This window comes from Serratia sp. PAMC26656 (assembly GCF_016469055.2).
GTDB classification, from domain to species: domain Bacteria; phylum Pseudomonadota; class Gammaproteobacteria; order Enterobacterales; family Enterobacteriaceae; genus Serratia; species Serratia plymuthica.
Genome location: NZ_CP150486.1, coordinates 945,526 through 970,761 on the forward strand (window position 1 = coordinate 945,526; position 25,236 = coordinate 970,761).

Genomic DNA, 25,236 nt, shown 5'->3' on the forward strand with positions numbered 1-25,236 from the left:
CATCCTAATGAGAGAATAACATTATGAGCATCCCTGCATTTGGTTTAGGCACTTTCCGTCTTCAGGATCAGGTCGTGATCGACTCGGTCAGCACTGCGCTGGAGTTGGGGTATCGCGCGATTGATACTGCGCAGATCTACGAAAACGAAGCGGCGGTGGGCCAGGCAATTGCCGCCAGCGGCATACCGCGTGACGAGTTGTTCATCACCACCAAGATTTGGATCGCCAATCTGGCGAAGGGCAAGTTGATCCCGAGCCTGCAAGAGAGCCTGAGCAAGCTGCAAACGGCCTACGTTGATTTGACGCTGATCCACTGGCCATCCCCCAATGGCGAAGTCCCCGTTGCCGAGTTTATGGCTGAGCTGCTGGAAGCCAAAAAACTGGGGCTGACGCGCCAAATCGGGGTGTCCAACTTCACCCTGGACCTGATGCAGCAGGCGATCGATGCCGTGGGCGCAGAGCAAATCGCGACTAACCAAATTGAGCTGTCTCCGTATCTGCAGAACCGTCAGGTGGTTGAGTTTGCTCAGCAGCACGGCATTGCCATCACTTCCTACATGACGCTGGCCTATGGCAAAGCGCTGCAGGATGAAACCATCAAGGCTATCGCGGCACGGCGCAACGCGACCCCTGCTCAGGTTATCCTGGCCTGGGCGCTGCAACTGGGTTACGCGGTGATCCCTTCTTCCACCCGACGTGAAAACCTGGCGAGCAACCTGCTGGCGCAGCAGTTGACGCTGACTGCGGAAGAAATGGCGGAAATGGCTACGCTGGAAAGCAATGGCCGTTTGGTTAGTCCGGAAGGCTTGGCGCCGAACTGGGATTAATGTTCCGGAACATGTGCATCAGGGCGCCCAAGGGGCGCCTTTTTTATTACGCCAGGCGTTCGCTGACAAAGTCGATAAAGCTGCGCAGGCGGTTGCTGACCGCACTGTCGCTGTAATACACCGCATTGATCGGCATCGCTACCGGCAGGGTCTCTTTCACCAAAATTGGCACCAGATTGCCGCGTTCGATATCCGCATCGATCATAAAATCCGACAGGCAGGCAATACCGTTACCGTGCAGGCACAGATGACGCTGGGTTTCACCACTGTTGGTGGTCAGCCCCGGTGTGATTTCCAGTTGACGGCCGTCGCCACAGGCCAGCGGCCAGCGGTTCAAGCTGGGCAGATCGTTAAAACCGATACAGCAATGCCGTTCCAGCGCCTCTACCGTCTGCGGCGTGCCGTACTGCGCCAGATAGGCGGGGGAGGCCAGCACGCGCCGATAGCTGGTCATCAGCTTACGCGCCTTCAGGGTGGAGTCGCTCAGTTCACCCACGCGGATGGCGATATCCACCTTACGTTCAATCAGGTTGATAAAGTTCTCTGACGACACCAGCGACAGCGACATCTCCGGGTAACGAGCCCTGAACTCCGCCACCAGCGGCGTCAATACGTGCAGTACCACCGGCGTAGCGGCGTCGATACGCAGCAGCCCCTGCGGGCGCTGGCGGCTTTCGATCAGCGCATTTTCTGCCGCCGCCATATCGCTCAGTACCTTCTGCACCTGGCGGAAATAGTTTTCCCCTTCCTGCGTCAGGCTGATTTGCCGCGTAGTGCGATTTAACAGCGTCACACCCAGCTTGGCTTCCAGTTTCTTGACTGTGCGGCTAACCACCGAGTTGGCCTGTTCCAGCCGCTCAGCCGCTCGGCTGAAACTGCCGCTTTCCACCACGGTGACAAAAGTGATCAACTCATCAGAATTGGCTTTCATTGTTGCTCCATTGGCAAAATTAATTTGAAACTTTGAGCATTTTTATCATTTAAGCATGAGCAGATAATAGCCGTCATCAACCTGCACGCTATTTGGAGTAAATAAACATGCCTCTCGCATTACTTGCATTGACCATCAGTGCCTTTGCTATCGGTACCACGGAGTTTGTGATAGTCGGCTTGATCCCGACCATCGCAGAGCAACTTGGCGTTACCGTGCCCTCGGCAGGGCTGTTGGTAACCATTTATGCTATCGGCGTAGCGATTGGCGCACCGGTACTGACGGCATTGACCGGCCGCGTGCCGCGCAAGCTGCTGCTGATCGGCCTCATGGTGCTGTTCACCCTCGGCAACTTGCTTGCCTGGCAGGCACCAGGCTATGAGTCGCTGGTGGTGGCCCGCCTGCTGACCGGCCTGGCGCATGGCGTATTCTTCTCAATCGGCTCTACTATCGCGACCGGCCTGGTGGCGAAAGAGAAAGCTGCCTCGGCGATCGCCATCATGTTCGGCGGCCTGACCGTGGCGCTGGTGACCGGAGTGCCGTTGGGGACCTTTATCGGTCAGCATTTCGGTTGGCGCGAAACCTTCCTGGCGGTGTCACTGATTGGCGCTCTTGCCACTGTGGCCAGCATCATTCTGGTACCGAACAATATCAAGAATCAGGCCAGCACCAGTATCGGCGAGCAGTTTAAAGTGCTGACCCATCCGCGTCTGTTGCTGATCTACGCCATCACCGCCCTCGGTTACGGCGGCGTGTTCACCACCTTTACCTTCCTGGCGCCCATGATGCAGGAACTGGCGGGTTTCTCCGCCCCGGCGGTGAGCTGGATCCTGCTTGCCTATGGCATCGCGGTGGCGATCGGTAACATTTGGGGGGGTAAACTGGCAGATCGTCATGGCGCGGTGCGGGCGCTGAGCTTTATCTTTGCCGCATTGGCCGTTCTGCTGCTGGTGTTTCAGTTCACTGCCGGCCACAGCATTGCCGCGTTGATAACGGTGATCGTCATGGGGGTGTTTGCCTTCGGCAATGTTCCGGGTTTGCAGGTGTATGTGGTGCAGAAAGCCGAGCAGTATACGCCGAACGCAGTGGATGTGGCTTCCGGCCTGAATATTGCGGCATTCAACGTGGGCATTGCGCTGGGGTCGGTGATTGGCGGCCAGACCGTTGCTACCCTGGGATTGGCGCAAACGCCGTGGATTGGCGCGCTGATCGTGCTGGTGGCCCTGTTGCTGGTTGGTCTTAGCGGGCGTCTGGATAAGAAGTACCAGCAGCAGCCTGCCTGATAGCTACGCATTCTCGTTATTCAGGCCCGCAGTTCATTTTGCGGGCCTTTTCGCATTTCTCACTCATCGCCGCTAACCTTTACATACATATACTGTCAGAACATTGAATTCCCTGTTTCACGCCCCTATAACTGAAAAGGATATACCCCGTAAAAGCCATGCTGTCAGGTGAGGGCAGGCGTATAATCGATTCATTGTTGGCGGGAATGTCACCGTCAGTTTCATCCTCATGGGAAATAGGCGAATAGCGTGCCGAAACGAACTTATGCAATGAGGTATGTTGCAGGCCAGCCAGTTGAGCGAATTTTCCCTGGTGCCATCAACCAGCCGCTGCCGCCCGGGGCCGCATTGCCCACGGCAGGCGCGTTGCGGGTGATGGTGTGGAATATCTTTAAACAGCAACGGGCAGACTGGCTCTCGGTGCTGAAAAACTATGGCAAGGATGCACAGCTGGTGCTGTTGCAAGAAGCGCAAACTACACCTGAACTGGTGAGCTTTGCCACTGCCAACTATCTGGCGGCCGATCAGGTGCCAGCATTTGCGCTGCCCCAACATCCTTCAGGCGTGATGACGCTGGCGGCGGCTCACCCGGTTTACTGCTGCCCGCTGCGTGAACGTGAACCGCTACTGCGGTTAGCCAAGTCGGCCTTGATTACCGTCTATCCGCTGTTTAACGGCCAACTGCTGATGGTGGTAAATATCCATGCGGTGAATTTTAGCTTGGGTGTGGACGTATACAGTAAGCAACTGGGGCCAATCGGTGAGCAAATTGCTAATCACCATGGGCCGGTGATCATGGCCGGGGATTTTAATGCCTGGAGCCGCAAACGAATCAATGCGCTGTATCAGTTCGCCAGCGATATGGCGCTGCGTGAGGTGAATTTCACAGACGATCACCGCCGCAAAGCCTTTGGCCGCCCGTTGGATTTCGTCTTCTATCGCAATATGGGGGTTGCGGAGGCATCCGTGCTGGTGACTAGTGCTTCGGATCACAACCCTCTGCTGGTGGAGTTTCATCCTGAGGCAGACAAGCCGCACTGGTAATGAACGCTCAGCATTCAGCCAATAAAAAAGCACCCCGTAGGGTGCTTTTTTTGTGCCGGAAATTTAGGTGTCCGGCGTCATTTTGTTGCTTACAAACAAGGTCAGTTTCAGACCGGGTTGCAGGCTGCTGCCTTTGCCGAGCGTTGAATTCCAACGCATCACGTCGGTAATATCGACGCGATGACGACGTGCAATACTGGCAAGCGAATCACCTTTACGAACCTGATAGGTGATACTGCTGTTACTGTCAGTGTTGCTGGCCACTTGCAGGGTTTGCCCAACTTTTAAAGCGCTCTTGGCACGCAAGTTGTTCCAACTCTGCAAATCGCTGGTTTTAATGTTCAACCGCTTGGCAATGCCCGATACTGTGTCGCCGGAGCGCACTTTATACGAGCTGCCACCAGACAAGCCGCTGTTCTTCGCCAACTGCGTCGTTGGCTGAGTCACTGCGATCTGGCCATCGGCCAGCGAGTCTTTCAGCTGATCGGCATTTCCTTTAGGAACCATAATGTAATGGGGCCCGTTGGGTGCCGTAACGCCTTTTTTGTAACCGGGGTTATAAGCTTTCATCTTGGTAATTGAAAGCCCAGCCATCTCAGCCGCCTGAGTTAACTGTATTTGCTGTCCGACATCAATACGAGCCAGTGCACGGGTGTTATCAGTCTTTGGCAGATTGATGCCGTACTGTTTGCTGTTTTTAATGATGTCGCTCAGCGCCAGCATTTTCGGGACATAAATTGACGTTTCACGCGGAAGCGACAATGCCCAGAAATTGGTTGGCTTACCCTGGCGTTTATTTGCCTTAACCGCTTGCATGACACGGCCTTCACCACTGTTATAAGCGGCAATGGTCAATAACCAGTCACCGTTAAACATGCGGTTCAAATACTGCATCATATCAAGCGCAGCAGTCGTCGAGGCCACGACATCGCGTCGCCCGTCATACCACTGGTTGTTTTTCAAACCATAATTACGACCCGTTTGCGGCACGATTTGCCATAGCCCTGCGGCGTTGGCACTTGACGTGGCGTGTGGGTCAAAAGCGCTCTCCACTATGGGTAGCAGTACCAGTTCCATCGGCATATTACGTTTCTTAATCTGCCCGACTATCCAGTACATGTACGGCTCTGCCCGTAATGTTACATCGTGGAGATAGCTCTTACTTTTTAGGTACTTTCTTTTTTGATCACGGATCCGGGAATTTTCCGGAACCTCCATCTTCAGCTCGTCGCTAATGAAGTTCCACAGGTTCTGTTGCGCGGCACCACTATTGTTATCTAGCCACCGCGCCGAGCTCGCTCGACCATTCGCTGTGTACTCTCCTGCTTCACCTTCTTGACCTGCCGAAGACAAACTCTGTGCATGCTGTTCTGGGGCCGGTGCATCCTGCCTGGATGACTGGCACCCCACTAGCAAGACTGAGGCGAGAAATATCGCTTTAGCCTTCATGTGTGTGTCAATATAGTTGCTTAAAAGACGAGCAATCATACTTTGCTTCGTCAAATAACACAACTAAAAGCTCAGAAGTTATCTTTCCTGAGGCGTAATTCGGAAAAAACCGAATGAAGATGGTCTGGTGGTGTATAAAAGCCTAATTTCTTTTGTAAATCAGTGTCATGGCATCGTAAAAATAGGTTAATTTTACGCTCTGTTTGTAGCCATGTAGGGACGCTGGGCTGGCCTTTTGCCCTTAATGCTTCGACTTGTTGTTGATATGTTTCAATCTCTCGATCTTCCGGCAAAATAGCCCGCGCAAACTTAAGATTTGAAAGAGTATATTCATGCGCGCAGCAAATTAAGGTGTTATCGGGAAGTTGCGCGAGTTGTTGAAATGCGTTGTACATTTGCTCGGCAGTTCCTTCAAACAGCCTGCCGCAGCCGGCAGAGAAAATCGTGTCTCCGCAGAACAGATAAGGCGCGCTATAGAATGCCACATGACCCAGCGTATGTCCGGGAACCGCGATAACGGCATATTGGCGGCCGTTGATTTCGATCGTTTCACCGTCATGAACGAGGTGATTTGCTCCCTTGTCGGCCGTTTCCTGCGGGCCGTAGACCTTCAAGCCAGGATAGCGCGCCGCAATTTGCGCTACGCCGCCGACGTGATCGTGATGATGGTGGGTCAGCAGAATGGCATCAGGCGTCAGATTCAGGCGTTCCAACGCGTCAAGCGCCGGCTGCGCTTCGCCGGGATCGACCAGGACGCAATGCCCTTGTTGGTTATCCAATAACCAAATGTAATTGTCCTGGAAGGCGGGAATGCTGATAAGATTCATGTTGGACCTCCTGTTGGCAACGGCTTGAAAGAAGATAATAAATCATGAAACCAGCCCATACTCTAGAAAAGCTCGCCGGCCCACAGTCTTGGGCGGAGATGCCGTGGGGGGAATACTATCGTGAGGCGCTCGAGCGGCAGTTGCAACCCTGGTGGTCGAAGCTGTTCGGTTTTCACCTGCTGAAACTCGGTAACCTCAGCGCCAGCCTGGCGACCGACAAGTGCGCCATTTCGCATCAGGTGAATGTGAGCTTGAAAGGGGAAAACCTGCAGGTGCTGGCGGATGCCTACCAGCTGCCGTTCGCCGCCAAATCGGTAGATGCCTGCCTGCTGGCGCATACGCTGTCTTATGCCGACGATCCGCACCGTATGCTGCGCGAAGTCGATCGCGTGTTGATTGACGACGGTTGGCTGGTGATCAGCAGTTTCAACCCGTTCAGCCTGTTGGGATTGGGCAAGCTGGTGCCCGGATTACGCCATCGTCAGCCCTATGTCAGCCGCATGTTTACCCAAATGCGCCTGTTGGACTGGCTCAGCCTGTTGAATTATGAAGTGCTGCATCAGGCGCGTTTTCATGTACTGCCGTGGCAGCGCAAAGGCGGGACGTTTTTAAGTACGCATTTGCCGGCGCTGGGGTGCATGAGCGTGATTGTCGCGCGCAAACGGACCTTGCCGTTGACGCCAACGCCGATGAAGGTAGGGGCCAGAAAACCGGCTCTCAGCCGCGCCGTAGGCGCGACCAAGAGTTACCGCAAGCTGCCTTAGCTTTCCGGTTTGTAACCCACGTCATCCTGCGTGGGGTTGCCGGCCGCATCGCGCGCCAGCACGTCGCAGCGTTCGTTCTCCGGGTGACCGGCGTGGCCTTTGACCCATTCCCACTTGATAGTATGGGTCTGAATAGCTAGGTCCAACCGTTGCCAAAGATCGACATTTTTGACCGGTTTCTTATCGGCTGTTTTCCAGCCACGCTTTTTCCAGTTATGGATCCAACTGGTAATGCCCTGGCGCACATACTGGCTGTCGGTGCTCAGCGTCACTTCACAAGGGGTGGTCAGGGCTTCGAGCGCGACAATCGCCGCCATCAGCTCCATGCGATTGTTGGTGGTCAGGCGGTAGCCCGCACTGAAGGTTTTCTCAACTTGCTTATAGCGCAGTATTGCGCCGTAACCACCGGGGCCCGGGTTGCCAAGGCAGGAGCCGTCGGTGAAAATTTCTACCTGTTTGAGCATCTCTGGTAGACTCTTCCTATCGGTTTTATAAAAGCCAAGTCTGACATAAACGAGCGCTGTGAGCACTGCAATATGATCTCTACAACCACCAGACAGATTGTCCTCGATACCGAAACCACCGGTATGAACAAACTCGGGGTGCATTACGAAGGCCACCGCATCATTGAAATTGGCGCAGTGGAAGTGATTAACCGTCGCCTGACCGGCCGCCACTATCACGTTTACGTCAAACCGGACCGGCTGGTGGATCCTGAAGCCTACGGGGTTCACGGCATCAGCGATGAGTTCCTGGCGGATAAACCCACGTTCGACCAAATCGCCGATGAGTTCATCGAGTTTATCCGCGGCGGTGAGTTAGTCATTCATAATGCGTCGTTCGACATCGGCTTTATGGATCACGAATTCCGCATGTTGCAGAAGGGGCTGCCGAAGACCGACACCTTCTGTACCATCACCGACAGCCTGTTGATGGCGCGCCGCCTGTTCCCGGGCAAGCGCAACAACCTTGACGCCCTGTGCGGCCGTTATGAGATAGACAACAGCAAGCGTACGCTGCACGGCGCATTGCTCGATGCCGAGATCCTGGCGGAAGTTTATCTGGCGATGACCGGCGGCCAGACGTCGATGGCGTTTCAGATGGAAGGCGACACGCAGCATAACGACTCGACGCAGGATATACAGCGGATTGTGCGTCCGGCGACGGCGATGAAAGTGGTCTATGCCAGCGATGCAGAAGTGGTGGCCCATGAGGCGCGACTGGATTTGGTGGCGAAAAAGGGCGGCAGTTGCCTGTGGCGTGCGGAAGCGGAATAACGGCGTTCCCGGCATGAAAACGCGCTTTTTAACCGCCTTAGCTGAAAAACTGCGCAAACGGTTAATTTCGTAAGAAAAAGGCATTGACGGAATAGAAGCCCAACCGTAATATGCGCCTCGTTCCTCTCGCAAGAGTTGAACGGCGCGGAGCGGTAGTTCAGTTGGTTAGAATACCTGCCTGTCACGCAGGGGGTCGCGGGTTCGAGCCCCGTCCGTTCCGCCAACATTAAGAAGCCCTGAGTTAGCAATAACTCAGGGCTTCGTTGTTTTTAATCTTTGCTCAACTGCCTTTTAGCAAAGGTCACTGACTGATTGGCTGCCCATTCGCGGCGGGCAATGATCCGATAGCATCCCCCACCCAGTGCGGCACCGATAAACCAGCTAAAGTTCGCCACCTCATGCAGGCTGGGCGTAAAGCTGATCGCCAACCCGATAATCACCGATGGCACCAGCGCCCAGATAGCGTTCGGGTTGAAACCGTTCTTATACCAATAACGTCCCCCCGGCGTAGCGTTGTACAAATCGTCGACGTGCAGTTCGCCGCGTTTGATGATGTAAAAATCCACCAGCAAAATGCCGAACAGCGGGCCTATAAAGGCCGCCAGCACGTCCAGCGTGTAGTGGATCAGCTCGGGTGACTGGAACAGGTTCCACGGCGTCAGCAGGAAAGAACCCACGGCGGCGATCATCCCGCCGGTGCGGAAGCTGATTTTCTGCGGTGAACAGTTGGAGAAATCAAACGCCGGTGACACAAAGTTGGCCACGATATTGATGCCTATGGTGGCGACAATCATGGTCAGCAGGCCAAGGGCCACGGCGATATCGCTGTCGAGACGGGTGACGGTTTCGATCGGATCGGTGATCAACTGACCGAACAGCGGCAGGGTGCCGGAAACGATCACTACGGTGACCAGCGAGAACAACAGGTAGTTGAACGGCAGGCCCCAGCGGTTGCCGCGCTGCACCTCGGCAAAGCTTTTGCCGTAGCGGGTAAAGTCGCCGAAATTCAGCAGCGGGCCGGAGAAATAAGACACCACCAGCGCAGTGGCGGTCAGCATCAGCCAGCCCTGTTCACCGGCGCTCAGGTTTTTGCTCGCCAGCGTGAGGGAAAGGTTGGAGAAACCGACGCGGTATACAATCCAGCCGGCCAACGCGAACATCACCACGTAAACCGCCGGTCCGGCGATATCGATAAAGCGCTTAATGGCCGCCATGCCGTGCCAGAACACCATCGCCTGCAACACCCACATGGTGATGTAACAACACCAGCCAAGCTGCGACAGGCCGAGGAAATGCGGCAGGGTCATCGGCTCCAGCGACGGGAAGAATTTCAGCAACGTCAGCATCAGCGCATTGGAAGCCAGATAGGTTTGTATACCGTACCAGGCGAAGGCGATCATCCCACGGATCACCGCCGGAATATTGGCGCCGAACACGCCAAACGCCTGGCGGCTCAGCACGGCGTAAGGCACGCCACCGAGTTGACTGGGTTTGGCGACCAGGTTGGCGCAAAACTGCACGATACAGATCCCCACCAGCAGGCAAATCAGTACCTGCCAGCTCGACAGACCGAGAGCGAAGAAGCTGGCGGCTACCACATAGCCGCCCATGCTGTGTACATCCGACATCCAGAAGGAAAAGATGTTGTACCAGCTCCAGTTCTGGTCGCGCGTTGGCGCCAGATCGTCGTTACACAGCTTTGGGCTGTAATTTTCATTAGGGTTTGGCATAAATCGTGCTCCTCTCAAGAACGTCACCCGGAGGTGGCTATCTGTTTTTTGGCAAAGATTGCTGAGAAGGCTTTTGCAGGATTCAGGCCAGATTGCTCTTTTTTGTATACAAAATATCTTAATCTTGTATACGATTTGATTCTCTAACGGTACAGGGAGCAGCAAAATGATCGGCACGACGATCGGCGCCAACACCGCGTGGCTCGGGCAACAAGCCACTTATTTCACTGAAGATAAAGACGATCATATTTACAACGAGCTGGTGAAGGCGATTGTCGAACACCGGCTGCTGCCCGGCAGTAAATTGCCGGAAGAGACGTTGGCGGAGACCTTTGGCGTCAGCCGCACCGGGATCCGGCGGGTGCTGCAGCGCCTTGCCGCAGTGCAGATGGTTACCCACCTGCCCAAGCGTGGTGCACAGGTGACAACGCCGGGGCCGGATGAGGCGGCGAACGTTTTCCAGACGCGCAAAATGCTGGAGTGCGCCAATTTGCCGCAGGTGATTGCCGCCTGTCGTGAAGAGCATCTGCTGGCGATGGAAGGCATCGTGGCGCAGGAACAGCAGGCGCACCGCGATCAGGACGGCGCGGCGGCCATTCGTCTGTCTGCCGCCTTTCACGTCCAATTACAGGCGATCGCCGGCAATAACGTACTGACCGAAATGGTTTCGCAGCTCACGCTGCGCTCATCACTGGTGATTGCCGTTTACGGCGCACCCTGGCAGCAGGGATGCCGTTGTCACGATCACAGCGATCTGCTGGCGCTGCTGCGCCGCAAGGACAGTACGGCGCTGGTGGAGCACATGGCCCGTCATTTTGACGATATTGTGGCGAACCTGAGATTTAATGACGGTGCGGATGAAACCCCTGATTTCGCCCGTATTTTTGCCAAGAGCGGTTTGCAGGAGCCTCTATGACAGCCGATTGCATCATCCAGGTTATCAATCCGAACACCAGCCGGGCCATGACGGCGACCATTGCCGGTGCTGCCCGCGCCGTGGCCGCGCCGGGCACCGAGATCCTGGCGGTTTGTCCGCAAGAGGGAGCGCCGTCGATAGAGGGCCATTTCGACGAAGCGATTGCCGCGATCGGTGTTCTGCAGCAGGTCAAACTCGGCCGCGAAGCCGGCGTCAGCGGCCATATCATTGCCTGTTTTGGCGATCCGGGCCTGCTGGCGGCGCGTGAGCTGGCAAGCCGGCCGGTGGTTGGCATCGCCGAGGCGGCCATGCATATGGCGACGCTGGTGGCGACGCGCTTTTCTATCGTCACCACGCTGCCGCGCACGCTGACCATTGCGCGCCACTTACTGCATCAATACGGGTTTGAGCACCACTGCGCCGCGCTGCACGCTATCGATCTGCCGGTGCTGACGCTGGAAGATGGCAGCGGCCTGGCTCAGCAGAAAGTACGCGAACAGTGCATTAAAGCAAAGCAACACGACGGCAGCGGGGCGATCGTGCTCGGCTGCGGCGGCATGGCCGATTTGGCTCGTGAACTGACGCAGGAGCTGGGGATCCCGGTGATCGACGGCGTCAGCGCTGCGGTGAAAATGATCGAATCGCTGCATGCGCTGGGCTTGAGCACCAGCAAGCACGGCGATCTGGATTTCCCGCTGGTCAAACCCTTGTCCGGCATGTTTGGCAGTTTTAACGGGTAATCGGCAGAGGGAAACAGCAATGAAAGAGTATGACTTCAATCAAGAGTATCCCCGCGATCTAATGGGCTATGGTGGCCGGCCGCCGCACGCCCGCTGGCCGGGGCAGGCGCGTATCGCAGTCCAGTTTGTCCTCAACTACGAAGAGGGTGCGGAAAACAACGTGCTGCATGGCGATGCCGGTTCCGAACAGTTCCTGTCCGATATCATTGGCGCGGCCAGCTACCCCGAACGACATATGTCGATGGAGTCGCTGTACGAGTACGGGTCACGCGCCGGGTTCTGGCGTATCCATAATGAGTTTCAGCGTCGTGGCCTGCCGTTAACGGTGTTTGGCGTAGCGATGGCGCTGGCGCGCAATCCGCTGGTGGTCGAGGCGATCAAAAACGCCAATTATGATGTGGTCAGTCACGGCTGGCGCTGGATCCACTATCAGAATATGGATGAAGCGGCCGAACGGCAGCATATGCAGCGGGCGCTCTCGGTACTGAGCGATCTGTTCGGCAAAGCGCCGCTCGGCTGGTATACCGGCCGCGACAGCCCGAACACCCGCAGGCTGGTGGTAGAACAAGGTGGTTTGCTGTACGACAGCGACTATTATGGCGACGATTTGCCGTTCTGGACCGAAGTACAGTGCGCCAATGGCGAAAAAAAACCGCATCTGATCGTGCCCTACACGCTTGAGGCCAACGATATGCGCTTTGCTTCGCCGCAGGGCTTTAATACCGGCGAGCAGTTCTATACTTACCTGAAAGACAGCTTTGACGTGCTGTATGCCGAAGGGGAAGCGTCGCCGAAGATGCTGTCGATCGGCATGCACTGCCGTTTACTGGGGCGTCCGGGCAAGTTTCGCGCGTTGCAGCGGTTCCTGGATTATGTCGAGCAGCACGATCGGGTCTGGGTGTGCCGGCGACAGGATATCGCCGAACATTGGGTGGCGCAGCACCCTTTTAAAAAATAACCCGTGCCGGCATGGCGGTACGGGTCGATTGATGTTGGGCGCCGTAGAGGCGCTCTTATCAGGATCAGAACAGCACTGAGTAGTTCAGACCAAAGGTGCGGCCACGGCCTTTATAGCTGTACAGCTCTGGTGAGCCGTAGGTTGGGCTGTAAAGGATCGGCGCGCGCTGGCCCCAGACGGTGGTGTAATTCTTGTCCAGCAGGTTTTCCACGCTGAAGCTGACTTTCCCCACCGGCAAAGCGTAGCTGCCGAGGAAGTCGAGGGTGTTGTAACCGTTGATTTTATTGCCGTCGGCATCCGAAACGTCGAACGTTTGCTGCGACTGCATGCGAAGATTCCAGTCGCCCGGAGCCCAATTGACGTAGGCGGTGGCTTTCGACGGGCTGGCGGTGTCGACGGTCAGCTTCTCCCACTTGCCGTCGGTTTTGGTTTCCGATTTGATCAGGTTAAAGGTGGTGCCGGTGCTCCATTCGCTGTTATCGAAGAAGTAATCCACCGCACCTTCCACCCCGTAAATCCGGCGTTTATCCGAATCCAGGTTGATGGTCATGTCGGTTTTGTTGATCGAGATGGTTTTATCCGACAGCGAGTAGTAGGCAGCGACCTGGGTACGCAAGTTATCGCCGGTGTAGCGCCAGCCCAACTCGTAGGCATTGACCTTGATGCCTTCCAGCTTGGAGTCGTTAACGTTGACGCTTTTCTGCAACTGATAATGCCCGTTGACCAGCTTATAAGTACCCGAACCGTAGTACTTCGCCAGATCCGGGATCTCAAAGCCTTGCGAGAAGTTGATCCATGCTTGCTGACGGTCGGTCAGGTGCGCCAGTAAACCGGCGTTGAACAAGGCGTTGTTGTAGTCGGTTTTGCCGCCCGGCACCGCATCGGCGGAGCTCGCCAGACCATTGGCGATCCCTTGTTGCTGCGCATAGCCGACAAAGTCGTCCACCTTGTTCTCGGTGTATTGATAACGTACGCCACCGCTGAGGGTAAACATCGGGTCGATGTCATAGCTGGCCTGCAGGAACGGTGCCAGGTTGGTGGTGGTATAGCCCGGATAGCGGCCGACGTTATAGGCATTTTCCAGCGTCATCCCGCCGGACTGCTGCGCTTTGGCCAGATTGAAGAACTGCTGGTTGGCGTTGAAGCTTTCATGCTCGGCGTCGACGCCGTAAGTCAGCGTCAGAGCGTCAATCGGCTTGCTGTTCAGCGTCAGTTTGCCGCCGTAAAAATCGGTCTTCTGCTGTGAGGCACCGATGCTGGTGACCTTGCCGCTAGCCAGCGTCGGGAACGGGTAGAAGGTCAGCGACTCGTCGCGATAATAGACCTGCGCCACCAAATCTTGTCCCCAGAAATCGGTGTTGGAATATTGCAGGTTAATCAGGTGACGTTCGGTGCCCGGTATACGGTCCGAATTCAGGTTGCTGCCGTTGGAGGCCTGGCCCGCACCGGTCACGGCCGAGAAATTTTGTCCCAGATACAGGCCGTGCTTGCCGTCTGACTCGCTGTTGAAATACTGCGTCGTCACCTGCAACTGCTGGTGATCGTCAATGTTAATGGTGCCGGTACCCATTACGTCGATGCGATCGGAATATTGCAGCCCGGTTTGGGTGTTATCAATCAACACCTCATTGCCTTTGCCGTCGTACCAGCCGCCGTAACGCTGATAGGAGACCGACAGGCGGCCCGAAGCGTTATCGTTGCCGCCGCTGACCGCCGCCGACACATTCTCGTCGTGATCGTTATGGCCGCCGAAACCGGTTTTTCCGCCCACCTGCAGCTCAACCTGTTTCTCTTTTTGCCCTTTCTTGGTGACGATGTTGATCAGGCCGCCGGTGCTGCCGCCGCCATACAGCGAGGTAGCGCCGGAAATCACCTCAATGTGCTCGATGTTGAACGGATCGATGGAGTCCAACTGGCGGCTGTCGCTGCGCGAAGAGTTCAAACGCACGCCGTCGATCATCACCATCATCGAACGGCCGCGCATGTTCATGCCGTAGTTGGTGCGGCCCTGACTGCTGACATCCATGCCTGGGATCAGTTGCGCCAGGATATCTTTGATTTCCTTGCCGCCCTGAACCTGTTGCTCAATTTCCTGGCTTTCAATCACCCAGGTGGTTTGCGCCATCTCTGCCACGCTACGGTGTGAGCGGCTGGCGGATACCACCATTTGATCTTCGCTTTTTTGTTCTTCTGCCCAGGCCGCCGGCGCAAGCATCGCCAGCAGGCAAGGGTTCAATACCCAAAGGTGTTTGCGTTTCATCGTTATTTTTCCAGTGTTCCCATTTTGGTGTGTAGTTAAAACTCGGTGTAATTGAGCATGACGTGTTCAGCGCGGGCCGGGGTGGCCGGTTGCTGACTGCGCCATTGGATCACCGCCGGGGTGGACGTTAAATCGAACTGGTCGCGTCCTAAAGCCCGGTTGAGAATGCGTGCCGACCGCCAGGCCATCAGGCTGAGCTGGGGTTCGGCGATACCGTGGCTGTGCATACCGGCGTTGACGGCAAACAGGCAGTTTTCCTGTGGGCCCTGCCACTCGAGTGTGAAGTCGGGGGCAACGCGGTATTGGTCATCGGCCGTGGTCAGCAGGCGCTCCGCCAGCGGGGCGAGGAATGCCGGGCGATCCTGCTGATAACCGGTGGCGAAGATCACCACATCGGTATCGAACGTTTCTTTGCCCTGATCGAGGTGGTGATGAGTCACCAACTGATAGCCGTTACCCTGAGCGTGGATCGCCGCCAGCGAACGGCTTGGCAGCAGATGCGCCCAGGGTTTTTCACGCAGCACTTCAAACTGGTGATACATCGCGCGGTAGATGGCCAGCAGCGAATCGCTGGTGATGCCGTCGGAGGTCATTTTCTGCTCGGTCAGCATGCGTTGCTTGGCGCTGTCGTTCAGGCCATAAAAGCTGTCGACGTAGTCCGGCGTGAAGTACTCGTTGGCGAACGCCGCTTCGTCCAGCGCATTGTAGTTATTGCGGCGCGAGATCCAGTTCAGCTGCGCCGGTTGGCCCCACTCGGCGCGGAAAATGTTCAGGAACAGATCGGCGCCGCTCTGGCCGCCGCCGACGATGGTGACGCGTTTGCCGGTCAGATCCGGGTTGCGCAAGGTCATCTCGCTGGCGTGGAAGCAGCGGTCGTTTTGCTCGGTAACGCAGTCCGGCAGTTTGATGCGCTTGCCGATGCCCAGGCAGACATGGCGCGCCCGGTAGGTAGCGCGCTGGGTGGTGACGACAAACTGGCGCTGCCGATCGTCAAAATCCACGCTCTGAATATCCTGGCTGAACTCGAGCGAACTCAGCCCGTTGGCGGCCCAGTCGAGGTAATCGGCGAACTCTTCGCGCGACACCGTACGCAGTTCGGTGGTCAGGAAACGGTAGAATTTCTTCCTTTTCACCAGGTAGTTAAGAAAGCTGTACGGATTGGTGGGCGACACCGCGCTGACCAAATCTTTCAGGAAGCTGGTCTGCATATGACAATCCGGCACCATCATGCCGGGGTGCCAGGAAAAGTGCGGTTTGCGCTCCAGGAATTTGCCGTTAAAGCCGGCAACTTCACTGCCGAGCGCGGCGATGCTGAGGTTGAAGGGGCCGATGCCGATGCCGATGAAATCCAGAGGCTGATTCATTGGGCAAACTCCTTGGTGACCAAATAAAGAGGGTTATCCAGATCCTGCAGATAGTTTGGCAACATGCGGCTGCCGCCATCCTGCTCCGAATAGGTGAGTTTCACCGGGTTGAGCACCACGCGAATAATTTGTGGTTTGAATAAATCAAAGAGGGCAAAGCGTTCTGCCATGTCCGGGTGTTGCGCCATGTAGCGCTCCAGCACCTGCGCCAGCAATTGATAGAAACGGGATTCACTGACCCCGCAGGCTTGCATCAGCGGCGAGATAAAACGCAGCACGGTGACGAAATGCCCGGTTTGCAAATCATGGATCAGATAGTCTGCGGACAGGCGCACGGTAACGTCCTTCACCACCTTCGGCAGTGAGGCCGCTTCCGGGAAGTCCTGATCCACCAGGCGCATATCGCCCTGGAAGTCTTTCAGCAGCACCCGTTGCGGCACATGGTCCTTCATCACCAGCGTGATGTTTTGGCCGTGGGCGATCAGGGCTACGCCGTAACGGCACATCAGGTGGTACATCGGTAGCACCACCCGGCTAAACATCTGTTGCAGCCAGGCCTCGGCGCTCAGGCCGGATCGGGCGATGTAAGCGCCGATCAGCGGCTGGCCGTGGTTATCGGTTTCCATCAGCGTCGCCATCAGAATGGCCTGCTCGCCGTCTCGCAGATAGCACGAAGGGTTCTCGCGCCAAATCACCCCCAGCATTTCCTGATAGCGATAGGGCGCTTTGGCCAGAGCCGCGTAGGTTTGGTGCGTCATATAGCCTGCGGCCGGCTCGCCGAGGATCTCGGCACCGCTGGCGCGCAGCGTACTGTCTTCGGCAAACACCTGCTGCAGCCAGCGGGAGGCGGCCGGCCCGGTGCTGATGTACTTGCCCGGAATGCCGCGGTAACACGAGGTGTTGTAAATGGTCAGCGGCAGCTTGATATCGAACGCTGAACGGCGGCTGACGTTGGTCAGGGTGCGTAATGATTGCTGCGCCAGATAGTTATCGCCGAACTCGCCCAGCTCGATCAGTTCTCCTTCGGCCAGTTGCGGCAGGAAGTGCAACGCGATCTTTTGCTGCCATTGCCACGGGTGCAACGGCACCGGGATCCAGTCATCGTTCAGCTTCAGTTCACGCCAGCGGCGGTCAAAGCGCTGGCGTTCAGCCGCTGTCATGGCGCTGTTGAGCAGGTTTTCCAGCGGGTAGTTATCGTCGGCACACCAGACAAAGCTGCCCCGTTTGGCCGCGACCCAGTGCAGACGGAACTGGCCCTGATATTCGGGCGCATATTGCTGCAACGCGGTCAGACCCCAGCCGCGACGGCCTTTGTTGAAGATAAACTTGGGATGGCCGGCCAGCAGGCATTGCAGCGCGTCGGCGTCCAGCGCAATCAAATCCTGCGCGCTCATGCCGTGACGGGCGGACAGCAGTTGCATATCACCGCGCAGCGTGGCGTACAGATCTTCCAGATGTTCGGCGATCTGCGCATCGTCCATCTTCAGCACTTGCGCCAACTGACGCAGCGTTTGGTCGGCCGCTAACGGCTGGCGATCGCAGGCCAGGCTGGCGGCGTCGATGTGTAACCAGCCCCAGATGCCGCGCTCGGCGCTGAAGGTATAACTGGCGTCGCCCAGTGCGATGCGCCATTGGCCGTCATGTTGTTCGGCGCATAGCGTGCGTTCGTATTCCAGCTCGGCCAAGATCTTGGCGATCATCTGGCGGTTAACCCGTTGCCAGTTGGCGTAATCAGTGGTGGTCATAAGCCGATCCCCCGGAAGAATTCATCGCGCTGATTCATGATCAGACGCGAACGCTTGTGCGGGAAATCGAACTCTTTCACGGTGTGGTAACCGGCGGCCGGCAGGTGGCGGAACAGGCGCTGGTTATCGGCGCGTGGCTCGGCGACCACCCGCGTGGTACGCGGTTCGTCCAGATACAGGTAATGGGTCAGGCCTCGCAACCAGCTGCGGATATAGTGCGCGCCACGGCGATCTTCCTCGCCGACCAGCATGTGCAGCCCGCGGTCGAACGGTTGCCAGCGGTAGTGGCGGCCAATGCGATCTTCCGGTGCCCAATAGACTTCGAAATAACCGAACGGGCGATCGTCGAAACACCCCAGCAACGGATAGCAGTAGCTGGAATCCAGCTGGCGTTGCAGGTAGGCCGCCTGCGTTTCCAGCGGGCCGCTCATTTCCCAGAAGGCATCGACGCGTGGCGAATTCATCCAACGGGTGAATTGCCCGGCATCGCGTTCTACTTCCGGCAGCCGGAAACTCAGGGTCTGTTTAAGCTGCGGATCGTAACGGCGATAGACCTCGCCATGGGGCCGCGTCGGGCGTTGCGGGTACCAGAGACTGCGTTCGGCGTCATACTGCATCTGGGCGGCGGCGCGGTTGCGTTCTGCACCCAGCCACAGCGGTAACTGATAAAATGTCTCGCGAGCCAGATAGTCGCCGCTTGCGAGCGCGAACAGCGCCTGAGCCTGCGGCTCTTCGCGCCATTGCGCATAGGGCAGCGTGATACCGCTCAACTGCGGTGCGGCTATCAGCAACTGGTCCAGCGCCTGTACCAGCCAGCCTTGCGGCAGCGAACCGGGATAGTGCAGCACCGCACTGCCGTCCAGGCCCAGCCCGAGTTGCAGCTCCTTTTCCAGCCGTTCACAGCGAAAGCCGCTGCCGGCATGCATCAGTTTGGCGTGCGGCATCATTGGGCGGCTCCCTGGCGCAGCGGATTGACGAAATCAAAGTAAATCACCGCCGGATCGACGATGGTATTTTCGTTGTGGTCGTGCAGGTAACAGAAGAAGTTGCCTTTGCAGTTCCAGTGGCTGCTGTCGAGCACGTAGTCCAGGCACAGGGTATTTTTGGCCGTGGCGCGCAGGCCGCTCAGCGCGTCGCGCACCCGAGCCATCAGGCTTTCTTCCGTGTCGAAACCGGCGGCAGCCAGCGCGGCGGTCACCGCCAGACTGGAGTTCACCAGCAGGTAGTAAGGGAAGTAGCGCAGCAATTGCTGTTCGCTGAAGCGGTTTTCCGCATCGGCTTCGCCAATCTCTTCCAGCCACGGCGCGGCATCGCGGGTAAAGCCACTGCCCTGGCAGTCGCGGTACAGCATGCCGATCGGCAGATCCTGCTGCATCTCCACCAGAATGTTTTGCTGGTGGGCCAGCAGCACCAGCCCGTAATCGGCTTCCGTGCTGAACAGCGGCAGCAATACCTGTTGGCAGTAGGCGTCCAGCCAGGCATGAGCAGCTTGTTGCAGCGGCAGATTCAGGCGGGCGGCCAGACGGCGCACTGCAGCGGCCAGCAGGCTGTCACCGCCATCCGGTGCCGCCTGCGTCAGCGTTACCAGCACGTTGGTTTGGCTATGCGGCTGGTCGAACAACAGGTTATCGCGCAGCGCCATCAGGCTTTCTTCCTGGACGGTGCCGTCCGCCGATCGCAGGCCGGCCCAGCCGTCTTCCTGCATCACGCGGAAGGTCGGATAGCGCGCTTGCAGCTCTTGCCAGCGCGGCGTTTGCGCCAGCCGGGCCAGGCGGATACCGCGTTTTACTTCTTTAACCGACAGGGTGCGCACCGAGTTGGTCAGGCGCACGCTGAGGGAGAATTTGATCATGTCGCGGTTGCCCGCGCTGTAAAGCGAGCGTGAGGAGCTGGTTGGCAGCCAGCGCTCGCCGGCTTCGCCCAGATCGCTCAGCAATCCCTGCACGGCGAGATCCTGGCACCATGTCTGTGTCAGCAGATGGTCGGCCTGCCACGGATGCATCGGCAGCAGCCACACGTCATCGGTAAAGTGTGCCAACAGCTGCGGCGCGCTTTCGGCGGCAAAACGTTGCAGGCGTTGTTGCAGCGTCAGGTTCAGGCTGTCCCCGCACAGGTAGCGCTTATCGACGGCAAACCAGCGCAGCGGGAAGCTGGCGGCAAAGTCCGGCAGGTAGCGGCGCGCCTGCTGCTCATCGAAGGGCTCATGGGATTTCGGCGCCGGGTGGAAGGCGTGGCCGACCAGCAGACCTTGCTCCGCCTGGGCAAAGTTCAGCGGCTTGTCGCGCAGTGAAGGCCAGTCCAGCCGGACATCAATGGCCTGGCGGGTATTATCATGACTTTCCAGCACACGCTGCCGGAAACGCGCTACGGCCTCATCGGACAGCTCACCTTTTATTGCCGGTTTCTCCAGCAGCAGGGTGACCAGTTGCGCCATGCTTAGCGCCACGCCAGCCCCATCGTCCTGCTGATGCAGATAAGCAGGGAAAAGGTACTGATGGTGTTGTGTGGGCGAGGTATGGCGTAAGGCAATGCGAATAGCCTGGGTAGATGAAAGCGGAATGTTGAGCTGCGGATACTGTGAGTGGTTGGTGGCTGGAACGATTTGCCAGTCCCGGGTTTCACGCATCAGTGCGTTGAGAAAACATTGGGCAGCCACGTCGGTCGCCGCGGTTTCAAACTGGAGAGTCATGATCCGATTTTCGCTAAGAATCAATTGAGAATGATTCTTATATCAATAATATTTATTGTTATCAATCATCCTATGATACAATTTTTCAATGATTCTTTCATAACCATATAATTTCATTAACGGTAACCTTACTTTTGATGAGTATTTCACCTCCCGCTAAATCACTCGCATCTGGGAATACGTCTCCTTCAAACTGGCCGTTGGCGCTGTGCGCCGGTCTGTTGGGCATCGGGCAAAACGGCCTGCTGGTGGCGTTGCCGGTGCTGGTCGGCATGACCCACTTGTCGCTTTCCGTCTGGGCCGGGCTATTGACGCTTGGCTCAATGCTGTTTCTGGTCGGCTCTCCCTGGTGGGGGCGACAGTCTGAAATTCGCGGCTGCAAGTTTGTCGTGACGATGGCGCTTGCCGGTTATTTGTTCAGCTTTGCTTTACTGGCGTTGGCCGTTTGGGGGCTGGCAGCCGGATGGCTTTCACCGATGGTGGGGCTGGGCGGCCTGATCCTGGCGCGCGTTATCTATGGGCTGACGGTGTCCGGCATGGTGCCCGCCAGCCAAACCTGGGCATTGCAGCGTGCCGGCTACGAACAGCGCATGTCGGCGCTGGCGACCATCAGCTCCGGGCTGAGCTGCGGGCGGTTGCTGGGCCCGCTGTGCGCCGCGCTGGCGTTGTCTCTCCATCCGATGGCTCCGCTGTGGCTGATGGCCATTGCGCCATTCATCGCCTTGCTGGTGGTGTGCCGCCAGCATAACGATCCGCCCTTGCCGCCGGTGGCGCAGCAGCAAAACCGCCTGCGTCTCACGATGGTGCCTTATCTGCTTTGCGCGCTGTTGCTGGCGGCATCGGTCAGCCTGATGCAGCTTGGCCTGGCGCCGCATCTGACCCGTTTGTTCAACCACTCTGCCACGACCGTCAGCCACCATGTGGCCGTATTGCTCAGCGTAGCGGCGGCCTGTACGCTGCTGGCGCAGTTCCTGGTGGTGCGTCCGCAGCGATTCAGCGCGCCGCAATTGCTGTTGATTGCGGCGGTATTGATGGTGACGGGATTAGGGTTGATGTGCGCCCAACCGCTGGCGCTGTTCTATCTCGGCTGCGCGCTGGCTTCCTTCGGGGCGGCGATGGCGACGCCAGGTTATCAGTTGATGCTGAACGATAAGTTATCCACCGGCAAAGGCGCCGGGGCCATCGCCACCAGCCATACGCTGGGCTACGGTCTGAGCGCGTTGATGGTGCCGGTGGTGGCAAGGTTTTATGGCGAGTCACAGCTGATTGCAGCGGCTCTGATGATGGCCGTCCTGCTGGGCGGTCTCAGCGGCTGGCTATGGTGCCGGCAGCGTATTCAGCTACATTCTGCGGGAGAGTAACAGGTATGTCCGGCGCATCAAGTTACCGAATTTTTGATATCACACTGAAAGTAAAAGAAAACGTATCGCCTTCCTTACTGCGCTGCGTTTTCGAAGGCCCGGATGTCCACCGCATGAAGCTGGAGGCACCGGATCAGCGCATCAAACTGCTGTTCCCGGCCGATGATGGCCAGATCCCACGGTTGGAAAACAGCGACGATTGGTATCGCCACTATATGGCGATCCCGAAAGAGCAGCGCCCGATTATGCGTACCTACACGCTGCGAGCGTTGCGCACTGAACACAATCAGATGGACGTCGAGTTTGTGCTGCATGGCGTGAACGGCCCGGCCTCCGCCTGGGCGACCCATGCCAAACCGGGGGATGCCCTCCAGGCGGTGGCCCCCAATGCGGATTTTGACGGCGACAGCGGCGGCTACGAGTGGGCGCCGCCGACGCATCTGAGGCAGGCGTTGTTGATTGCCGATGAAACGGCGGTGCCGGCGGCGATGGGCATTCTGGAACAACTCGCGCAGCAGGCCAACCCACCGCAGGTGCAGGCGTTCTTTGAGGTGCCGCTGGCGAGCGATTGCCTGAATATGGACCGCTTCCCGTTCGCCGAGGTGTATTGGTTGCCGCGTGACGTCGGGCATCAGCAGATGCACGGCACGCTGCTGGTGGAATCGGTGCGCCAGCGGGTGACCATTCCTGAATCGGCGCGTGCGCAAGCGCAGTCGTTGACGGAAAACAGCCTGGGCGGCGAACTGCTTTGGGAGCGCGCAGAGGGCGCGAAGGGTTTCTATGCCTGGGTGGCGGCGGAGTCTTCTGCGGTGAAGGCGCTGCGTCGTTACTTGATCGGCGAGCGCGATCTGGACCGCTCTACCGTTAACTTTATGGCTTACTGGTGTTGAGTCGCGGCATCAATACCCGGTTTCGCTTTGGTGGCGAATAGCCAAAATAACGGCGGTTACACCGTTACACCGTTAAACCGATACAGAACAAGATAACCGCTATTGCCGAAATCGATAGGCCACGTCCTGAATTCAGGTGCCATATCTTTAGTGGCTCATGGCGTCATGCTGTCCAATTTTTGCGCACGGTGACTTATTCTGCCATCAAACTCACGTGCGCGGCCACGATGCGCCAGCCGCAGGCCAGCTTGGCCCAGGTTTGCATCTGGCGGCCGACGCGTTCGCTGCCCGGGCGGCGAAATTCAGTGCTGGCAACCGCCATATCATCACCGTAGGTGGTAATGACGGTGTTCTCCAGGAGGCGATCCAACCCTTGCGACGGCCGTTGCCGACGGAAATCGCGGATCTGATCGATGCCGTACAGATTTTCCGTCGCGCCGTAGCGAACGGTACGCCCATCGTGCCAGAACAGCTCATCCAACACGTCAATGTCATTGCCGATCAGCGCCTGTTCATAGCGATAAAACGCGGCGTTCACCTCAGCCAGCACCGCCGGCCGGTCGATATATTCACTCTTCATTCATTAACCCTGTTTTGCCGGTAAGGAACAGCTCGCCACGCCGCGTTGCTCGAGCGCATAGGCGGCACGCAGCGCCAGATCTTCACGCCACGGCGGGGCGATAAGTTGCAGGCCGATGGGCAACCCCGAGGCCGTTTTCAGCGGCACCGTCACCACCGGCAGGCCAAGGAACGAAATCGGCTGCGTCAACATGCCCATGCTGGCGCGGATCGGCAGATCGGTGCCGTTGATGCGCATTGTTTCCTGACCCAGGCGGGTAGCGCTGCACGGCGTTGCCGGGGCGATGAGAATATCCCAGTGTTCAAACAGCGGCAGCACTTGCTGTTGGAAATGGGCGCGGAAGCGCTGCGCCTGCACATACCAGGCTGCGGGCAGCATGGCGCCTGCCAACAGTCGCTCACGCGACAGCGGCTCAAAGCGTTCCGGCTGGCTGCGCAACTGCGGCAGATAGTGATTGCCTCCCTCGGCGGCGCTGATAATAAACGCCGCCGAACGCGCCAGTTCAGCCTGCGGCAGCTCAACCTCGGCGCAGGCCTCCAGCGCCATCGCGACCTGTTGCACGGCGGCTTTGGCGTCGTCATTGCACCACTGCTGGAAATAACCTGCGAGCACTGCACAACGCAGCCCCTGCTGGCCGCGTGGAAGCAGCGATTCGGTTTGGGTGATCGGTTTTTCCGCCTGAAAGCGGTCTTCGATATCGGTTCCCTGCATCACGTCGTACACCGCCGCCAGATCCCGCACCCGGCGGGCGAAAGGCCCCACATGATCCAGGCTGGCGACAAAGGGTTGGCTGCCGCTGCGCGACAGGCGGCCGAAGGTCGGTTTCAGCCCGTAAATGCCGCACAGCGATGAGGGTACGCGGATCGAGCCGTTGGTGTCGCTGCCGAGCGAGAAGGTCACCAGCCCGGCGGCGACCGCGGCCGCCGAGCCGCCGGAAGATCCGCCGGCAATGCGCGTGGTGTCGTGCGGGTTGCGGGTTGCGCCGTAGTGGCTATTTTCGGTGGTAAAGCCGTAGGCGTAGGCATCCATGTTCAGCATGCCGGAGAGCAGCGCGCCTTGTGCCGCCAGTTTGCCCACTGCCCAGGCGTCTTGTTTGGCGGGCGCGCGGTCGCTGAACAGGCTGGCACCGGCCAGAGTGGTTTCGCCGGTGACGTCGAACAGGTTTTTCACCGCGTAGGGGATGGCTGCCAGGCTCGGCAAGGTTTGCCCCTTGGCGCGGATACGATCGAGGTGATCGGCTTCACTCAACATCCGCTCGCGGGTGATGTGGGTATAGGCGTTCAGTGAAGGGTTGAGCGTGTCGATATTTTCCAGCGTTTGCTGGGCTATCTCACGTGCGGAAATCGCCCCCTGTTTAAGGGCGGCGCGGATCTCGGCGATCGATAGTGCGCTTAATGGATTCATGCGCGATACACCCCGGCAATCTCCAGGCGTTGATCGAGCGGGAAGGTCATCAGCGGTTCCGCCATCGCGGCGATGCGGTTGAACTGAGTCAGCAGTTCCTGGCGGCGCGCGTCATCCATTTCCAGGACCAATATCGCCTCCATCTGGCTGATATAGGCCGCCCAGTCGGTGGCAGGCAGGTTGTTCATAGGTGTCCC

23 protein-coding genes and 1 tRNA gene are annotated in these 25,236 nt (G+C 57.8%); 11 read left to right on the forward strand and 13 right to left on the reverse strand.

The window, feature by feature from the left end:
• Positions 1 to 23 precede the first annotated feature (23 nt).
• The gene (gene dkgB, locus JEM67_RS05005; protein ID WP_013811590.1) at positions 24 to 827 is read left to right on the forward strand and encodes a 2,5-didehydrogluconate reductase DkgB; all 804 of its coding nucleotides are present in this window, start codon (positions 24 to 26) and stop codon (positions 825 to 827) included.
• Positions 828 to 873: 46 nt separating this feature from the next.
• Here the strand turns inward: dkgB and yafC are convergent, their stop codons facing one another.
• Positions 874 to 1,758 carry a DNA-binding transcriptional regulator YafC gene (gene yafC / locus JEM67_RS05010; RefSeq protein ID WP_199636672.1) on the reverse strand — a complete coding sequence of 295 codons (885 nt, stop codon included), beginning with the start codon at positions 1,756 to 1,758 and terminating at the stop codon, positions 874 to 876.
• Positions 1,759 to 1,865: 107 nt separating this feature from the next.
• On the opposite strand from yafC, the gene JEM67_RS05015 reads away from it, so the two are divergent.
• Both JEM67_RS05015 and JEM67_RS05020 read left to right on the forward strand, forming a co-directional pair.
• Positions 1,866 to 3,041 (forward strand): MFS transporter, encoded by a 1,176-nt coding sequence (locus JEM67_RS05015; RefSeq protein ID WP_199636671.1) that lies wholly within the window; start codon positions 1,866 to 1,868, stop codon positions 3,039 to 3,041.
• 270 nt (positions 3,042 to 3,311) lie between these two features.
• The gene (locus JEM67_RS05020) at positions 3,312 to 4,085 is read left to right on the forward strand and encodes an endonuclease/exonuclease/phosphatase family protein (protein ID WP_004948978.1); all 774 of its coding nucleotides are present in this window, start codon (positions 3,312 to 3,314) and stop codon (positions 4,083 to 4,085) included.
• A gap of 63 nt (positions 4,086 to 4,148) precedes the next feature.
• Here the strand turns inward: JEM67_RS05020 and mltD are convergent, their stop codons facing one another.
• Positions 4,149 to 5,534: a murein transglycosylase D gene (gene mltD / locus JEM67_RS05025; RefSeq protein WP_199636690.1), complete on the reverse strand. Its 1,386-nt coding sequence runs from the start codon at positions 5,532 to 5,534 to the stop codon at positions 4,149 to 4,151.
• A gap of 71 nt (positions 5,535 to 5,605) precedes the next feature.
• Entirely contained in the window at positions 5,606 to 6,361 is a 756-nt protein-coding gene (gene gloB / locus JEM67_RS05030; RefSeq protein WP_199636670.1) for a hydroxyacylglutathione hydrolase, read from the reverse strand.
• Positions 6,362 to 6,405: 44 nt separating this feature from the next.
• Between gloB and JEM67_RS05035 the strand changes: the two genes are divergently transcribed.
• A complete protein-coding gene (locus JEM67_RS05035) occupies positions 6,406 to 7,125 on the forward strand; it encodes a class I SAM-dependent methyltransferase (protein WP_006323760.1) in 720 nt (239 codons plus the stop codon).
• On the opposite strand, the gene rnhA is transcribed toward JEM67_RS05035, so the two are convergent.
• Positions 7,122 to 7,589, reverse strand: a complete 468-nt coding sequence (gene rnhA, locus JEM67_RS05040) for a ribonuclease HI (protein ID WP_013811596.1) — start codon at positions 7,587 to 7,589, stop codon at positions 7,122 to 7,124. The two genes, JEM67_RS05035 and rnhA, sit on opposite strands and share 4 nt — an antisense overlap.
• A gap of 72 nt (positions 7,590 to 7,661) precedes the next feature.
• Here rnhA and dnaQ point away from each other — a divergent pair, with 72 nt between their 5' ends.
• Both dnaQ and JEM67_RS05050 read left to right on the forward strand, forming a co-directional pair.
• Complete coding sequence (dnaQ, locus tag JEM67_RS05045) at positions 7,662 to 8,402, forward strand: DNA polymerase III subunit epsilon (RefSeq protein WP_006322410.1); 741 nt, start codon at positions 7,662 to 7,664, stop codon at positions 8,400 to 8,402.
• Between the two features lie 146 nt (positions 8,403 to 8,548).
• Positions 8,549 to 8,625: transfer RNA gene (locus JEM67_RS05050), tRNA-Asp, on the forward strand.
• 46 nt (positions 8,626 to 8,671) lie between these two features.
• On the opposite strand, the gene JEM67_RS05055 is transcribed toward JEM67_RS05050, so the two are convergent.
• Entirely contained in the window at positions 8,672 to 10,132 is a 1,461-nt protein-coding gene (locus JEM67_RS05055; RefSeq protein ID WP_199636669.1) for an NCS1 family nucleobase:cation symporter-1, read from the reverse strand.
• Between the two features lie 166 nt (positions 10,133 to 10,298).
• Between JEM67_RS05055 and JEM67_RS05060 the strand changes: the two genes are divergently transcribed.
• The 3 genes from JEM67_RS05060 to puuE are packed head-to-tail and all read left to right on the forward strand — an operon-like array spanning position 10,299 to position 12,746.
• Positions 10,299 to 11,048 carry a GntR family transcriptional regulator gene (locus JEM67_RS05060; RefSeq protein ID WP_199636668.1) on the forward strand — a complete coding sequence of 250 codons (750 nt, stop codon included), beginning with the start codon at positions 10,299 to 10,301 and terminating at the stop codon, positions 11,046 to 11,048.
• Complete coding sequence (gene hpxA / locus JEM67_RS05065; RefSeq protein ID WP_199636667.1) at positions 11,045 to 11,788, forward strand: allantoin racemase; 744 nt, start codon at positions 11,045 to 11,047, stop codon at positions 11,786 to 11,788. The genes JEM67_RS05060 and hpxA overlap by 4 nt, the downstream gene beginning before the upstream one ends.
• Before the next feature lie 19 nt (positions 11,789 to 11,807).
• A complete protein-coding gene (gene puuE, locus JEM67_RS05070; RefSeq protein WP_199636666.1) occupies positions 11,808 to 12,746 on the forward strand; it encodes an allantoinase PuuE in 939 nt (312 codons plus the stop codon).
• 64 nt (positions 12,747 to 12,810) lie between these two features.
• Here puuE and JEM67_RS05075 read toward each other — a convergent pair whose 3' ends face one another.
• From JEM67_RS05075 to JEM67_RS05095, 5 genes are read right to left on the reverse strand one after another with little or no spacing between them, the layout of a single operon-like run.
• Positions 12,811 to 15,006: a TonB-dependent siderophore receptor gene (locus JEM67_RS05075; protein WP_199636665.1), complete on the reverse strand. Its 2,196-nt coding sequence runs from the start codon at positions 15,004 to 15,006 to the stop codon at positions 12,811 to 12,813.
• Between the two features lie 35 nt (positions 15,007 to 15,041).
• Positions 15,042 to 16,370, reverse strand: coding sequence for a lysine N(6)-hydroxylase/L-ornithine N(5)-oxygenase family protein (locus JEM67_RS05080; protein WP_199636664.1), 1,329 nt, complete (start codon positions 16,368 to 16,370; stop codon positions 15,042 to 15,044).
• Positions 16,367 to 18,115: an aerobactin synthase IucC gene (gene iucC / locus JEM67_RS05085; protein WP_199636663.1), complete on the reverse strand. Its 1,749-nt coding sequence runs from the start codon at positions 18,113 to 18,115 to the stop codon at positions 16,367 to 16,369. Before iucC ends, JEM67_RS05080 begins: the two co-directional genes overlap by 4 nt.
• Positions 18,112 to 19,062: a GNAT family N-acetyltransferase gene (locus JEM67_RS05090; RefSeq protein ID WP_199636662.1), complete on the reverse strand. Its 951-nt coding sequence runs from the start codon at positions 19,060 to 19,062 to the stop codon at positions 18,112 to 18,114. Before JEM67_RS05090 ends, iucC begins: the two co-directional genes overlap by 4 nt.
• Complete coding sequence (locus JEM67_RS05095; protein WP_199636661.1) at positions 19,059 to 20,804, reverse strand: IucA/IucC family protein; 1,746 nt, start codon at positions 20,802 to 20,804, stop codon at positions 19,059 to 19,061. The genes JEM67_RS05090 and JEM67_RS05095 overlap by 4 nt, the downstream gene beginning before the upstream one ends.
• A 137-nt stretch (positions 20,805 to 20,941) precedes the next feature.
• Here JEM67_RS05095 and JEM67_RS05100 point away from each other — a divergent pair, with 137 nt between their 5' ends.
• On the forward strand, positions 20,942 to 22,165 hold the full coding sequence (locus JEM67_RS05100; protein ID WP_199636660.1) for an MFS transporter: 1,224 nt from the start codon (positions 20,942 to 20,944) through the stop codon (positions 22,163 to 22,165).
• A gap of 5 nt (positions 22,166 to 22,170) precedes the next feature.
• The gene (locus JEM67_RS05105; protein ID WP_013811608.1) at positions 22,171 to 23,055 is read left to right on the forward strand and encodes a siderophore-interacting protein; all 885 of its coding nucleotides are present in this window, start codon (positions 22,171 to 22,173) and stop codon (positions 23,053 to 23,055) included.
• Between the two features lie 193 nt (positions 23,056 to 23,248).
• Here JEM67_RS05105 and hpxZ read toward each other — a convergent pair whose 3' ends face one another.
• The 3 genes from hpxZ to hpxX are packed head-to-tail and all read right to left on the reverse strand — an operon-like array spanning position 23,249 to position 25,227.
• Entirely contained in the window at positions 23,249 to 23,635 is a 387-nt protein-coding gene (hpxZ, locus tag JEM67_RS05110; RefSeq protein WP_006322396.1) for an oxalurate catabolism protein HpxZ, read from the reverse strand.
• Positions 23,636 to 23,638: 3 nt separating this feature from the next.
• Positions 23,639 to 25,039 carry an AtzE family amidohydrolase gene (locus JEM67_RS05115; protein ID WP_199636659.1) on the reverse strand — a complete coding sequence of 467 codons (1,401 nt, stop codon included), beginning with the start codon at positions 25,037 to 25,039 and terminating at the stop codon, positions 23,639 to 23,641.
• Positions 25,036 to 25,227 carry an oxalurate catabolism protein HpxX gene (gene hpxX / locus JEM67_RS05120; protein ID WP_199636658.1) on the reverse strand — a complete coding sequence of 64 codons (192 nt, stop codon included), beginning with the start codon at positions 25,225 to 25,227 and terminating at the stop codon, positions 25,036 to 25,038. The genes JEM67_RS05115 and hpxX overlap by 4 nt, the downstream gene beginning before the upstream one ends.
• Between the last annotated feature and the right edge of the window lie 9 nt (positions 25,228 to 25,236).

Excerpts from the sequence above, each read along its gene's own strand:
- puuE (WP_199636666.1), top strand. The coding sequence starts at position 11,808 with ATGAAAGAGTATGACTTCAATCAAGAGTATCCCCGCGATCTAATGGGC.
- JEM67_RS05105 (WP_013811608.1), top strand. The coding sequence starts at position 22,171 with ATGTCCGGCGCATCAAGTTACCGAATTTTTGATATCACACTGAAAGTA.
- JEM67_RS05100 (WP_199636660.1), top strand. The coding sequence starts at position 20,942 with ATGAGTATTTCACCTCCCGCTAAATCACTCGCATCTGGGAATACGTCT.
- hpxZ (WP_006322396.1), bottom strand. The coding sequence starts at position 23,635 with ATGAAGAGTGAATATATCGACCGGCCGGCGGTGCTGGCTGAGGTGAAC.
- JEM67_RS05080 (WP_199636664.1), bottom strand. The coding sequence starts at position 16,370 with ATGAATCAGCCTCTGGATTTCATCGGCATCGGCATCGGCCCCTTCAAC.
- JEM67_RS05090 (WP_199636662.1), bottom strand. The coding sequence starts at position 19,062 with ATGATGCCGCACGCCAAACTGATGCATGCCGGCAGCGGCTTTCGCTGT.
- iucC (WP_199636663.1), bottom strand. The coding sequence starts at position 18,115 with ATGACCACCACTGATTACGCCAACTGGCAACGGGTTAACCGCCAGATG.
- JEM67_RS05015 (WP_199636671.1), top strand. The coding sequence starts at position 1,866 with ATGCCTCTCGCATTACTTGCATTGACCATCAGTGCCTTTGCTATCGGT.
- JEM67_RS05095 (WP_199636661.1), bottom strand. The coding sequence starts at position 20,804 with ATGACTCTCCAGTTTGAAACCGCGGCGACCGACGTGGCTGCCCAATGT.
- dkgB (WP_013811590.1), top strand. The coding sequence starts at position 24 with ATGAGCATCCCTGCATTTGGTTTAGGCACTTTCCGTCTTCAGGATCAG.
- JEM67_RS05055 (WP_199636669.1), bottom strand. The coding sequence starts at position 10,132 with ATGCCAAACCCTAATGAAAATTACAGCCCAAAGCTGTGTAACGACGAT.
- hpxA (WP_199636667.1), top strand. The coding sequence starts at position 11,045 with ATGACAGCCGATTGCATCATCCAGGTTATCAATCCGAACACCAGCCGG.
- gloB (WP_199636670.1), bottom strand. The coding sequence starts at position 6,361 with ATGAATCTTATCAGCATTCCCGCCTTCCAGGACAATTACATTTGGTTA.
- JEM67_RS05115 (WP_199636659.1), bottom strand. The coding sequence starts at position 25,039 with ATGAATCCATTAAGCGCACTATCGATCGCCGAGATCCGCGCCGCCCTT.
- hpxX (WP_199636658.1), bottom strand. The coding sequence starts at position 25,227 with ATGAACAACCTGCCTGCCACCGACTGGGCGGCCTATATCAGCCAGATG.
- JEM67_RS05060 (WP_199636668.1), top strand. The coding sequence starts at position 10,299 with ATGATCGGCACGACGATCGGCGCCAACACCGCGTGGCTCGGGCAACAA.
- JEM67_RS05075 (WP_199636665.1), bottom strand. The coding sequence starts at position 15,006 with ATGAAACGCAAACACCTTTGGGTATTGAACCCTTGCCTGCTGGCGATG.
- rnhA (WP_013811596.1), bottom strand. The coding sequence starts at position 7,589 with ATGCTCAAACAGGTAGAAATTTTCACCGACGGCTCCTGCCTTGGCAAC.
- yafC (WP_199636672.1), bottom strand. The coding sequence starts at position 1,758 with ATGAAAGCCAATTCTGATGAGTTGATCACTTTTGTCACCGTGGTGGAA.
- dnaQ (WP_006322410.1), top strand. The coding sequence starts at position 7,662 with ATGATCTCTACAACCACCAGACAGATTGTCCTCGATACCGAAACCACC.
- JEM67_RS05020 (WP_004948978.1), top strand. The coding sequence starts at position 3,312 with ATGAGGTATGTTGCAGGCCAGCCAGTTGAGCGAATTTTCCCTGGTGCC.
- mltD (WP_199636690.1), bottom strand. The coding sequence starts at position 5,534 with ATGAAGGCTAAAGCGATATTTCTCGCCTCAGTCTTGCTAGTGGGGTGC.
- JEM67_RS05035 (WP_006323760.1), top strand. The coding sequence starts at position 6,406 with ATGAAACCAGCCCATACTCTAGAAAAGCTCGCCGGCCCACAGTCTTGG.